Origin of the sequence: Micropruina glycogenica (assembly GCF_900289045.1) — a bacterium.
Lineage (GTDB): Bacteria > Actinomycetota > Actinomycetes > Propionibacteriales > Propionibacteriaceae > Micropruina > Micropruina glycogenica.
In genome coordinates, this window is the sequence record NZ_LT985188.1 from 1074346 (window position 1) to 1086016 (window position 11671).

9 protein-coding genes and 1 pseudogene are annotated in these 11671 nt (G+C 67.6%); 2 read left to right on the forward strand and 8 right to left on the reverse strand.

Going from position 1 to position 11671, the window contains the following annotated elements:
- Positions 1 to 62: 62 nt before the first annotated feature.
- Positions 63 to 683 (forward strand): ACT domain-containing protein, encoded by a 621-nt coding sequence (locus tag MPLG2_RS05040; protein ID WP_231935820.1) that lies wholly within the window; start codon positions 63 to 65, stop codon positions 681 to 683.
- 7 nt (positions 684 to 690) lie between these two features.
- On the opposite strand, the gene MPLG2_RS05045 is transcribed toward MPLG2_RS05040, so the two are convergent.
- From MPLG2_RS05045 to MPLG2_RS05080, 8 genes and pseudogenes are all read right to left on the reverse strand, one after another.
- The gene (locus MPLG2_RS05045; RefSeq protein WP_105185202.1) at positions 691 to 906 is read right to left on the reverse strand and encodes a hypothetical protein; all 216 of its coding nucleotides are present in this window, start codon (positions 904 to 906) and stop codon (positions 691 to 693) included.
- Between the two features lie 223 nt (positions 907 to 1129).
- Positions 1130 to 2118, reverse strand: a pseudogene (locus tag MPLG2_RS05050) (IS5 family transposase).
- 160 nt (positions 2119 to 2278) lie between these two features.
- Positions 2279 to 3502, reverse strand: a complete 1224-nt coding sequence (locus MPLG2_RS05055; RefSeq protein WP_105185203.1) for an RNA polymerase sigma factor — start codon at positions 3500 to 3502, stop codon at positions 2279 to 2281.
- A gap of 10 nt (positions 3503 to 3512) precedes the next feature.
- Positions 3513 to 3869 (reverse strand): YciI family protein, encoded by a 357-nt coding sequence (locus tag MPLG2_RS05060; protein ID WP_105185204.1) that lies wholly within the window; start codon positions 3867 to 3869, stop codon positions 3513 to 3515.
- An 82-nt stretch (positions 3870 to 3951) separates the two neighbouring features.
- The gene (ligA, locus tag MPLG2_RS05065; protein ID WP_231935824.1) at positions 3952 to 6042 is read right to left on the reverse strand and encodes an NAD-dependent DNA ligase LigA; all 2091 of its coding nucleotides are present in this window, start codon (positions 6040 to 6042) and stop codon (positions 3952 to 3954) included.
- 48 nt (positions 6043 to 6090) lie between these two features.
- Complete coding sequence (locus tag MPLG2_RS05070) at positions 6091 to 6546, reverse strand: hypothetical protein (RefSeq protein WP_105185206.1); 456 nt, start codon at positions 6544 to 6546, stop codon at positions 6091 to 6093.
- A complete protein-coding gene (locus MPLG2_RS05075) occupies positions 6543 to 8057 on the reverse strand; it encodes an AAA family ATPase (protein ID WP_105185207.1) in 1515 nt (504 codons plus the stop codon). The genes MPLG2_RS05070 and MPLG2_RS05075 overlap by 4 nt, the downstream gene beginning before the upstream one ends.
- Before the next feature lie 1096 nt (positions 8058 to 9153).
- Positions 9154 to 9420 carry a FitA-like ribbon-helix-helix domain-containing protein gene (locus tag MPLG2_RS05080; protein WP_197710089.1) on the reverse strand — a complete coding sequence of 89 codons (267 nt, stop codon included), beginning with the start codon at positions 9418 to 9420 and terminating at the stop codon, positions 9154 to 9156.
- 192 nt (positions 9421 to 9612) lie between these two features.
- On the opposite strand from MPLG2_RS05080, the gene MPLG2_RS05085 reads away from it, so the two are divergent.
- Positions 9613 to 11655: an ATP-binding protein gene (locus tag MPLG2_RS05085; protein WP_158680888.1), complete on the forward strand. Its 2043-nt coding sequence runs from the start codon at positions 9613 to 9615 to the stop codon at positions 11653 to 11655.
- Positions 11656 to 11671 lie beyond the last annotated feature (16 nt).

Here is an 11671-nt window from a genome sequence, read left to right on the forward strand (position 1 = left end):
GAATCGTCCCGACTGGTCGTGGCGTGCGAACGGCTGTAACAAATCTGCGAAAGACTGTCACGATGTTTCTGCTGCGCGTCGCCCTGCCCGATCGGCCCGGTTCGCTGGGCGCCGTGGCCACCGCACTGGGCACTGCGGGCGCCGACATTCAGGCTGTCGAGATCGTCGAAAAGTACGAGGGTTTCGCGGTCGACGACTTCATGGTCGAGGTGCCGCACGGCACTCTGCCCGACGCGATGATCACCTCGTGCACCAACCTCGACGGCGTCGAGGTGCTGTGGTTCTCGCACTACCCCGAGGGCTGGGGGCTGCACGCCGACGTGGCGGTGCTCGACGACATGACCGAGTCGCCCGAGCGGGCCGATCAGATTCTCACCGAGGCTGCGCCCGTCGTTTTCCGGGTGAACTGGGCCGCCCAGATCGACCAGTCGACCGGACGCATTCTGGCCCGCACCGGCATGGCGCCGGCCGTCGATGCCCTGCCGCTGGACGCGTTGGGTCAACTCGATCAGGCCCGTGCCGCCGAACTGCCGGACGAATGGCTGCCGGGCTGGCCCGAGTTGCTGGTGGCGATGGCGCCCTTCAAGCAGGGCACGTCTTTGCTGCTGGCCCGTAAGGGCGGCCCGCCGTTCATCAAGTCCGAACTGGCACGGCTGCGGCACTTGGCCTCGCTGGCCAACTGAGCCGGGTTCAGCCGCCGCCTGCGGCCTGCATCATCGTGAAGATGTACCAGCCGTAGAGAAACAACACCACCGCGGCAGCCACGAACCCGAGTGCCACGAACCAGCGCATGCGCTTCTTCTGCCGGGTGGACGGCACGTTGACCGGCCCCCACTCGCCCAGCTTGGGCCACACCCGCGGCGGCGCGCCGGCGTTCAGATTCAGCTTGCTGTTGAGGCCCTCCACGTCGGCCAGTTTAGTGGCCGCATACGAACAGCGGCGCTCTGGATGCGCTGATCTGCGTTGGTCGGGCTGGTTGAGACCTGTCGCGGCTAGGGAACCGCTGATCAACGTGCCATTCGTGGCGTGAGTGACGGTGATCGTGCTCTTGGAGGGGTTGGGTGTGGGCGTTGTCGGCTGATCGATTCGCTGCGGGGGGCCTGTTGGGGCGGTTTCGGGCAGGCTGACGCTATGCCGTCGCCGTGGTGAGAGCGACGGCACGTGCCCGCATCAGCCAGTTCGCCAACGCGAACGCGACGTGGAGATGATGGAGATTCTTCGCCAGGCCGCGGTAGCGGGTCTTGGTGAACCCGAAGTCTCGTTTGACGATCAGGAACGCGTGCTCGACCTTGGCCCGCACCCCGGCCTTGCGGGACTCGATCGCCCGCTCATGAGGATGCATCCTCGCCAACTGGCTCTTGCGGGCTGCAATGTGCCAGGTGACGCCGGCGAGGTGGGGATCGCCGGTGATCTCCTCGCGTTTGTCGATACCCAGGTAACCGGCATCGCCCCACCCGGCAGTGTCATCGGGCCGCATCAGATGGGCAGCCTCGGTGATGTCGGACACGTTCGCTGCGGTGGCGGTGACCGAGTGCACATATCCGGTGCCGGCATCGGTGCCGATGTGGGCCTTCATCCCGAAGTACCACTGATTGCCCTTGCGGGTCTGGTGCATCTCGGGGTCCCTGGCACCGGTGGCGTTCTTGGTCGATGACGGTGCCGCAATGATCGTGGCGTCCACGATCGTGCCGCCCCGCATGATCCAACCCTCACGCTCAAACAGGTCGTTCTGCGCCGCCAGCAGTCTCTGGCCAAGCTGGCCTTCTCCAACAGGTGACGAAAGTGCAGCAGTGTGGTCGCGTCGGGCACCTGCTCCACCGTGAAGTCCACACCCAGGAACCGGCGCATCGCGAACGAGTCGTAGATCGCGTCCTCGACCCCCTCATCGGACAGGTTGAACCAGACCTGCAGCAAATACATGCGCAGCATCATCGCCAGCGGCTTCGCCTTCCGACCCGTCTTACCTGGCCGGTCCAGGTAGTAGTACGGCTCGATCAGATCGATCCACACCTGCCACGGGATCGTGGCCTCCATCTGCTCCAAGAACTGCTCACGTTTGGAAACCCGCCGACGATTGCCGTACTCGACATCGGCGAAAGAAGGCTGCTCGCTGTCCATACCCCAACAATTTCGCGTCCCAACAGCCGAAGCCAGCCACCGAACCGCACACCACAAAGATCAGCGCATCCCTAGGGGTTTCGACAGGCTCAACCTGCTGACGCGCATCGTCGGGCCCGTCGTATGACGGACTACTCGCAATACCGGGCATCACTGGGCGTCACGTGAGCTCACGGAGCCTGGCAGCGATGTGCCGGCGCTCCGGGCCGTTTGGGGCTGCGGCCAGGGCGGCCGTGAGCGCCAGCCGCGCCTCGTCGTCGCGTCCGTCACGCAGCAGCAGTTCGGCCCGCACCAGTTCGACCCGGTGGTGGCCCGGCAATCGCTCCCCTACGGCCCGCAGCACCGCCAGCCCGGCCATGGCGCCGTGGGCCTCGCCTTCGGCCACGGCCCGATTCAGCCGGACGATCGGTGATCCGGTGAGCGCTTCGAGGCGCCGGTAGGCGCGTGCGATGCCGGCCCACTCGGTGTCGCCCGCAGTCACTGCCGTGTTGTGAAACGCGGCGATCAGGGCCTGCAGTCGCAACTCTTCGACGTAACCGTCGGTGGGCGCCAGGGCGGTCAGCCGCCGAAGTGCTGTAGCGGTCTCGTCGGCTCGCCAGCGGGTGCGGTCTTGCTGCGCCAGCAGCACCGGCACGTCGTCGTCGGCGAAGCGGGCGTCGCGACGCGCGTGATGCAGTTGCACCAGGGCGGCCAGCGCCTGCAGCACGTCGCTGGACGGCATCAGGTCGGCGGCCAGCACCGCCAGCCGCACGACCTCGGCGGATTCGGCGAGCCGGCGGGCAGCATCATCACCAGGTACGTATACCGCCGTGAAGGCCAGGTAGAGCGCCCGGGCCACGTCGTCCACTCGATCGGGCCAGGCGGCTACGTCAGGCACTCGGACTGCTGCTCCCACGTCGGCCAGCCGGCGTTTGGCGCGGGTCAGCCGGGCAGCCATCGTGGCGGTCGGCACCAGGAAGAGCGTCGCGATCGACTCGGTGGGCACACCGAGTACGAACCGGAGTGCCAGCGCCGGGCGCACCTCGTCGGCCAGTGCTGGGTGGGTGGCCATGAACAGCAGCGCGAGCCGGTCGTCCACGTCGTCGCCGGGCAACGACGGCCGATCTGGCGGGGGCGCCGCGGCTGCGACCACTGCCGATCGAAACTGCGGCGCCCGACGCCGAATCTCGCTGCGCTGAGCGTCGACGAGCCGGCGCTGGGCGGTGGCCGCCAACCAGCCGGCCGGGTTGGCGGGCGGGTCGGTGGGCCACTGCGCAGCGGCCTGGGCGAACGCCTCGGCGAGTGCGTCCTCGGCCAGATCGGGACGCCCCGACGTGCGGATCAGCCTGCCCAGCAGGCGGCCCCATTCGTCGCGGTGAACCTGGCCGAGGACGTCGCCGGTCATTGACCACCGATCACTCGTAGGGGTCGACGGCCGGCTGAATCTGCATGTCGTAGGCGGGCAGAATCGCCAGCAGTTCGAGCAGGGTGTCGAGGTCGGGCGACTCGACGAGGTAGAAACCGCCCAAACCCTCGATGACCTCGGCGTAGGGGCCTTCGGTGACCGACAGCTTGCCGCCCCGGGTGCGCAGGGTCGTGGTTGTCGACGGGCCGCTCAACGCCTCGCCCGCCTCGATCTTCACCCCGTCGCGCTCGCGACAAGCCGCGTCGAACTGCTCGAACTGCTGCATGACTGCGGCCTGCTCGTCGGGCGTCATCGTGTTCCAGTTGGGCAGCTCGCCGTCACCGATCAACAGCACCAGGTACTTCATGGTCGCATTCCTTTCGTCAAACAACGGCACCGCGCCGTCACGCCCTTGTCGTTCGGGCCGACGCGAAATCGACAACCTGCGACTACGAATCTCGTGCAACTTCTCGGGCGGCGTCGGGCCCGTCGTTCAGCAGCACCTCGAAGCCCTCGGCGTCGAGAATCGGACGCTTCAGGGCCACCGCTTTGTCGTACTTGCTGCCCGCGTTGTCGCCGACCACCACGAAGTCGGTTTTGGCCGACACCGAACCCGACGACTTGCCGCCGCGCGACGTGATGGCCTCACCGGCGCCGTCGCGGGTGTAGCCGGGAATCGAGCCGGTGACCACCACGGTGAGCCCGGCCAGGGTTTGCGGCAGGCCCTCGGTGACTTCGGCCGGCTCGTCGGCCAGCACCGCACCCGCCGCCTGCCACTTGCGCACGATCTCGCGGTGCCAATCGACGGTGAACCACTCCTGAATGGCGGCCACCAGGGTGGGGCCGATGCCCTCGACGGCCGCGAGTTCGTCGGCGGTCGCCGTCTGCAGGGCCTCGATGCTGGGAAAGGCGGCAGCCACGTCGGGAGCGACGCCCTTGCCGATGTGCCTGATCGACAACGCCACCAAGAACCGCGCGAACGGCCGGTGCTTGGCCTCTTGCAGGTTGGCCAGCAGCTTCTCGCCGTTGGCCGACAGGTACCGGCCCTCGGGGTCTTCACCCTTGCGGGCACCGCGGGTGAACAGCGGAATCGCCGCCAACCGTTCGGCGGTCAGGTCGAACAGGTCGCCCTCGTCGGTCAGTGCGCCGGCCGACAGCAGGGCGTCGGCGGCCTGCCACCCCAGCACCTCGATGTCGAGGCCCTGACGCGAGGCCAGGTGAAACAGCCGCTCGCGCAACTGGGCCGGGCATGAACGGGTGTTGGGGCAGCGCAGGTCGGCGTCGCCCTCTTTTTCGGGCGCCAGTTCACTGCCGCACGCCGCGCAGTGGGTGGGCATCACCCACTCGACCTCGGTGCCGTCGCGCAGCGCCACCACCGGCCCGACGATCTCGGGAATCACGTCGCCCGCCTTGCGCAGCACCACCGTGTCGCCGATCAGCACCCCCTTGCGCTTCACCTCGGACGCGTTGTGCAGGGTGGCGTTCTCGACCGTCGAGCCCGACACGAAGACGGGTTCCATCACGCCGTAGGGGGTGACCCGGCCGGTGCGTCCGGTGTTCACCCGAATGTCGAGCAGCTTGGTGGTGACCTCTTCGGGCGGGTATTTGTAGGCGATCGCCCAGCGCGGGGCGCGCGACGTGGTGCCCAACTGGTCTTGCTGTTCGCGGTCGTCGACCTTGATGACCGCCCCGTCGATTTCGTGTTCGACGGCGTGCCGATGCTCGCCGGTGTGCTCGATGAACGCCCAGGCGTCAGCCACCGTGGGCACCACCCGGTAGTGACTCGAGGTGGGCAGCCCCCAGCCCTTCAGCAGTTCGTAGCCGTGCGACTGGCTGTCGATGGTGACCCCCGACACCTCGCCCAGGCCGTGGCACAGAAACTGCAGGTTGCGTGACGCGGTGACCCGCGGGTCTTTCTGCCGCAACGAACCGGCGGCCGAGTTACGGGGGTTCGCGAACGGTGCCTTGCCGGCCGCCACCAGCCCCTCGTTGAGCGCGGCGAAGTCTTCGGGCCGCATGAACACCTCGCCCCTGGCCTCGACGATCGCGGGCACGTCGTCACCGTGCAGCCGGTCGGGAATCGACGCGATGGTGCGCACGTTCGCCGTGACGTCTTCACCCACGCGGCCGTCGCCGCGCGTGGCCGCGCTGGCCAGCCGTCCGTCGCGGTACACCAGGTCGAGCGCCAGGCCGTCGATCTTGAGTTCGCACAGCCAAGCGGTCACCTCGGTGTCGCGGGTGACGCGGGCCGCCCACTTCTCGAACTCTTCGCGCGAGAACACGTTGTCGAGGCTCATCAGGGGGCGCAGGTGGGTGACCGCCGCAAACGTGGCGGACGGCGCACCGCCCACCTTCTGCGTCGGCGAGTCGGGGGTGCGCAGGTCGGGGTGCTCGGCCTCGATGGCTTCGAGCTCGCGCATCAGGGCGTCGAAGTCGCCGTCGCTGATCGTGGGGGCATCGCTGACGTAGTAGCGAAAGCGATGGTCTTCGATCTGCTGGGCCACCTCGGCGTGCCGGGCCCGGTAGTCGTCGGTGCTCACCCGGGTGAGCCTACTGATCGGCCCCGACAGTTACCTGCATCGCCGAACTCAGTGCCGCAGCAGCGAGCTCACGATGGCGATCAGCCCGGCCGCCCCCATTGCGAAACCGATGTACTGCATGGGAATGAAGAACAGCGAATGCCGGTTGGTGAGCGCAGCCTTCAGCTTGGCGCCCTCTTGCTGCAGCACGTATTCGCCCATCGCCCACGGGTCGGCCGACTGGCCCGGACGCTGCGGGTCGGGCACGTTCGCGTAGGCGCCGCCGCGCACCATCTGCGCCACTTCTTCACGGCGCTGGGCGAACCACTCGTCGTAGCGCTGCACCGGCTTGATCTGGTTGAACCATTGCCCCAGAAACCAGGTGCCCACGCCGCCGCCGATGAGCGCCAACCCGGCGAACACGCCGAACAGGCCCTTGTTTAAGGTCGACATGAGGCCGCCCAGGCCAATACACAGGGCCGCGATCACGATCGGTAACGCGCCCCAGCCTCGCCAGATGATCATGCGTCGAAATCTAGCCGCAGGGAGGATCGAAACGCGTCGTCGCCCACGTTCAGCGCAGGTGGTGGCCCGGCCTCCGCCGCGCTGGCGTCGTCGCCCAGCAAGGCGCGGGTGAGTCGAGCGCGGTCGGCGAAGAAGTCGTCCAGGCACGCTGCCAGCACCCGGGTGGTGATGGTGGTGCCGCCGCCGTCCAGGGCCGCCAGCACCGCGCGGCGCATGAGTTCTTTGATGGCCGAGGCGGTGACGCCGTCGGTGCGTGCCACCGCGTCGGTCAGGTCGGCCTCAAGCGTGGCGTCACGGGCGTAGAGGCGCAACAGGCGTTCGCGGCCGGCCGCGTCGGGGCGTGGAATCTCGACGGCCAGATCGACCCGTCCAGGGCGTTGCACCAGGGCGTCCTCCAGCACGGCGGTGCGGTTGGTGGTGAGCAGAAAGGTGACGTCGGCGTCGGCGGCCACGCCGTCCATGGCGTCGAGCAGCGAGAACAGCAGCGGGTTGCCGGTGGGGCTGTAGTCGCGGTCTTGCGCGATCAGGTCGACGTCTTCGACCACCACGATGGACGGCGTGAGCCGGCGGGCCAGGGTGGTGGCAGGTTCGATCATCGCAAGACCCTCCCCCGACAGCACGATGACGGTGGCCTCGACGGCCTGGGCGATCAGGTGCCGCACGGTGTGGGTCTTGCCGGTACCCGGCGGCCCGTACAGCAACAGACCCCGCTTGAGGTGAAAGCCGAGTTCGGTCAACTGCGCCGCGCGATCGCCGATGCCCAGCACATGATGGCTCAGTTGCTCCAAGATTCCGGCGGGCAGCACCACGTCGTCGGGCCCGACATCGGGCCGCGGCAGAAAGCTGACCATGTGGTTGCCGTAGTGCTCGCTGGGGCCGAAGGTCACCACCTGGCCGCGCAGCACGTCGTGCTCGTCGACGAGTTCTCTGAGCCGTTGCAGCACGGGCGCGCCGGCCTTCGGGTCGCTGAGCACCAGTTCAATCGCCACCTGCGGCGGCCCGTGTTCGTCGGAGCGACGCAGGCACAGCACCACCGGTGAGCCGTCGTCAGTGGCGAGGCGACAGAGCGCGACCCGAAAGGCGTCGGCCATAGTGTCGGGCCCGGTCGCCACCTCGATCAACTGCGGTTGCGCGAGCGTCTGCCCCATACCCGGCTCGTGCATCAGCAGGTCGATCAACGCCATGTGTTCGACGTGCCGCGACCGCAGCCCGATCCACTCGACGCCGGGTGGCAGGTAGGCCTCGACGCCGCTTTGCACCGACGCGTGTCGCCAGGCCGGCCATTCGGTGGTCACGGTGGTCAGCTCACCCAGCGGTGCGCCCAGGTGCGACTCGATCCAGTCGACCGTGGCCGACTTGGTGCGGGGTTGAGCCCGTCCGGCCATCTCGAGAACGTCGCGCAAGGCGCGTGCGAGACCCTCGGCAACGTCGAGGTCGAGCGACGGGCCGTCAGGGGGGCCGGGCTCGTCCGGCTGCGGCTCACCGGGGGCGTATGCGAACCATCCATTCATGCAGTCACCCTAGTGGCGACGACGTTCAGGCCCTGATCGTGCGGCGTGGTTCACGCGGGGTCGCAGAGCCAGGTGCGTGACGTTCCTCCGAGTGGGCAGAACGGATCGCATGACTGGCGAACTAAGACACGCCTCAAAGATAGCCCGAGGTAGATTCTGATTACACGCATCGCACTCATAGTCGTTTCGTATTGCATTTCTTTACTGGACTTGATCGTACCCTGGCCAACCCGGCGGCGGGGCCATCGGCGGACCATCAAGCGTGTCGGTGATGCGGCCGCTCCCTATAACGCGATCGCCATAGACAAGTACAAATGATGCGCCTGCCAATGCTAGTTCGCGGGCAATCGGCGCCCAGAAACGGAGATGAATTGACCTTGTTGATTCACCAGGATTCAACGGAGCGTCGTTCGCCGTGTACATGTCTGCCCCGAGTTGGATACCGTCAAATATATAGAAAAAGGACGGAGTGGGCGCCTCCCAGCTGCGCCGGAGCCCTCCTTCTGCAGTCGTTAATAAATCGATATTTCCAGCGACCCATGTTGACACGTACTCACTCATAGATTCCCTGATCGTCACTTTGGAGCCGTTCATACACAAACCACGCTGCAGATCTGTGGCAAGATTCCGTCGCCTTCGCGGGTGACCCAACCAGGGCCCTCGCCCGCCGATACATGTCTCCGCGCTTGATTGATCACGTGACGGGGAACAAGACCGCGAGTAAGAACTTGTGGCCAGTCATTCGTCCCCCTAATCTTGTCTTCCATCATTTTGAGCGCATCCTCCATATTTTCGAAGAGATGTTTAACCTCGGTGGGCCCGTATTGATAGAAGCCGTTCTTACGAATGTCCTCCGCTTCTTTAAATCCGACGGTGCGCCAAACCTCAACTATGTCGTCTCCAATAGGCGTGCGCGTGATGGCTTCAACGCCCTTCTTGATTACCTTGCCGCTGAGTTTACCCCATTTGTGCGCGTGCGGTGGCGAAACTCATGTGGGAGTGGTGAGCCGGGAGTCGATGCAGGCACCTCGCAGCGGCTCGAGGTGTTTGGTGTTGCGGGTCGTCGCCCAGCACCACTTTGGTGTCAAGCAGAAGCTCACACGTCGACTGGGCTTTGGGTGAGTGCGAGACGCTGCGGATCGAAGTCGATCTCTGCACCCTCGTCGGTAGTCAGGAGGTCGACGATAGTGGCCGGATCACGGTGCAAAGCCTGGGTGAGAAGGTCGCGCGCGGCAGCCTCGACGGATTGGTCGTGCCGCTTGGCGTGGGCGCGCAAGGCGGCCTTGGTGCCCGGTGGCAGGTGCCGGATGAGTATCTGCTCCATAAGGGAACCTCCGATACCAACCGACGATATCTCGCGCACTCGGGCTTCAGCTGACATTGCCGATGTGACGCGGCACGCACGACCCATCGAGCTTGGCGCCCTCATGCCCTGCGGTCGCAGTGATCTGGGCTGGCCACCCCCAGTCATCGACAGGCACGGCTGGGAGGCCTACCGTGACTGAATGCACACGCCCCCGGGTGCTGCCGCCGATTCCCGCTGGTGCTCGCGATCATGAGTAACGGTGCGCTTGACGGTGCGCGCAGCCTCGACCGGCTGCGTGCCGAGGGGTTTGTCGGCCGAAGTAGCACGTTGGCTGCGATTACGGCTTCGCTGCAGGGGGCTGCGCCGCAGCGGGTGCATCTGGTGCATGGCCCGGGTGGAATCGGCAAGACCACGCTGTTGGACGCTGCCGATCGGGTCGGGCGGGCAGCGCAGCGTGCCGTGCACCGGCTGGACGGGCGTGACGTGGTGGGGTCGCCGGGCGCGGTCAGCGAGTGGTACGGCTCGGTGGCCGACGTCACCGCGCCCGGATTGTTGTTGATCGACGGTTACGAGCTGCTGGCTCCATTGGACGAGTGGTTCCGGGCAGCGTTCCTGCCCTCGTTGCCGACGGAGACCGTGACCGTGCTGGCCGGTCGCTCGGCGCCGTCCGATGCGTGGTGGCTGGACGCCGGTTGGCGCGCCCTGTCGACGGCGCACGAGCTCGAACCCTTGAGTGGCGCCGAGAGCGACCAGTTGCTCGAGCAGCTGGGCGTCCCCGATGACCGCCGTGCCGACCTGGCGCGGTTGGCGGGCGGCCACCCACTGGTGTTGGCGCTGCTGGCCGAGGCGAGCCGTCGTCGTCCGGGCCTGGCCGAGCTCGACGATGCACCCGACGTGGTCAGTCGGCTGTGCGTGCGGATCATGGACGACGTGCCCAGCCCCGCCCATCGGCTCGGCCTGGCCACCTGCGCCCACGCCGCGCAGGCCACCCAGGACCTGTTGGCGCGCACCGTTGGCGACCGGGCCGACGAGGTCTGGGACTGGCTGGCCGAGCGTCCCTACGTGCGGCACGGGCCCAACGGGTTGTACCTGCACGACGTGGTCAGCGAGCTCTTCGAGGCCGAGTTCCGGCACCGCTCGCCCGAGGGCTACGTGGCCCTGCACCGGGCGGTGCGGACCTACTTCCTGCAACGCGTGGACGACCCTCGCGAGGCCCACCCTGAGCGCGCCGCCAACGAGTTGCTGCTGCTGCACCGGGGCGGTCCGCTGACCGCGCGGATGGCCGGCGTGCCCGCCGCGACCCTGCCAACGCTGCACCGGGCGACACCCGCCGACCACGGCTGGATGCTGGAGCTGATCGAGCGTGACGAGGGCGCCCGCGCGGCCCGGATCGCCCGGCGTTGGCTGGCGCTGCCGACCAGCAGGCCGTACCGCATCAGGGTGGACGGCGGCCCGGCGGCCTTGACCCTGCACGGCTACCTGACCGCGCCGCCCGACGACCTGGACGATCCCGTCGCCACGACGATCTGGAGCCTGGTGGCGCGGCACGGGCCGTTGCGGCAGGGGGAACGCATCGACGTCTGCCGGTTCGGCGCCGCCACGGGCGGCTGGGGGGATCCGCTGCTGCTGCTGGTCAACGGTGCCGCCTGCGTGCTCGAGTGGCGGCTGCGCGCCTCGGCCTGGAGATTCATCGTGACCCCCGACCCCGAAGGCTACGGACCGTACTTCGAGTACCTGGGCATGGAGCGCATGTTCACCGTCGACCTGGGGGACGGACCGGTCGGCGGGTGGGGCTGGGACCGGCGTCGACTGGACGTACCGGCCTTCGACGACATGATGGCCACGCGGGAACTGACCGGTGAGATGGGTCCACCGCCGGAGCACCTGCTGCGCCCCGCACCGCTGGGCCGCGACGAGTTCGATCAGGCCGTCCGCATGGCGCTGTCGGTTCTGCGCCGGCCGGACCGGTTGGCCGACTCCCCACTGCTGGGCTCGGGGCTGGTGCAGCGTCCGGACGCCGGCGAGCTGGCCGCTGTGCTCACCGGCACCATCGAGCGGCTGGCGGACGAACCCAAGGGCGCCGAGCACCGCCGGGTGCTGGAGCGCACCTACCTGCACGGCGCCCCGTCGCAGGAGGTTGCCGCCGACCTGCTCGACCTGCCGTTCAGCACCTACCGCCGGCACCTCGCCCTGGCCGTGCAACGGCTGTGCGACGTGCTGTGGGCGGTCGAGACCGGCGTGGTCACACCCCAGACTGAGCAGAAAGTGAGCAGCGACCGGCCTGGAGAGTGAGCAATCGGGCGAGGCA

Bases quoted from the DNA above. Each gene is read 5' to 3' on its own strand.
- MPLG2_RS05040 (WP_231935820.1), top strand. From the start codon at position 63: ATGTTTCTGCTGCGCGTCGCCCTGCCCGATCGGCCCGGTTCGCTGGGC.
- MPLG2_RS05055 (WP_105185203.1), bottom strand. From the start codon at position 3,502: ATGACCGGCGACGTCCTCGGCCAGGTTCACCGCGACGAATGGGGCCGC.
- MPLG2_RS05060 (WP_105185204.1), bottom strand. From the start codon at position 3,869: ATGAAGTACCTGGTGCTGTTGATCGGTGACGGCGAGCTGCCCAACTGG.
- MPLG2_RS05070 (WP_105185206.1), bottom strand. From the start codon at position 6,546: ATGATCATCTGGCGAGGCTGGGGCGCGTTACCGATCGTGATCGCGGCC.
- MPLG2_RS05075 (WP_105185207.1), bottom strand. From the start codon at position 8,057: ATGAATGGATGGTTCGCATACGCCCCCGGTGAGCCGCAGCCGGACGAG.
- MPLG2_RS05085 (WP_158680888.1), top strand. From the start codon at position 9,613: ATGAGTAACGGTGCGCTTGACGGTGCGCGCAGCCTCGACCGGCTGCGT.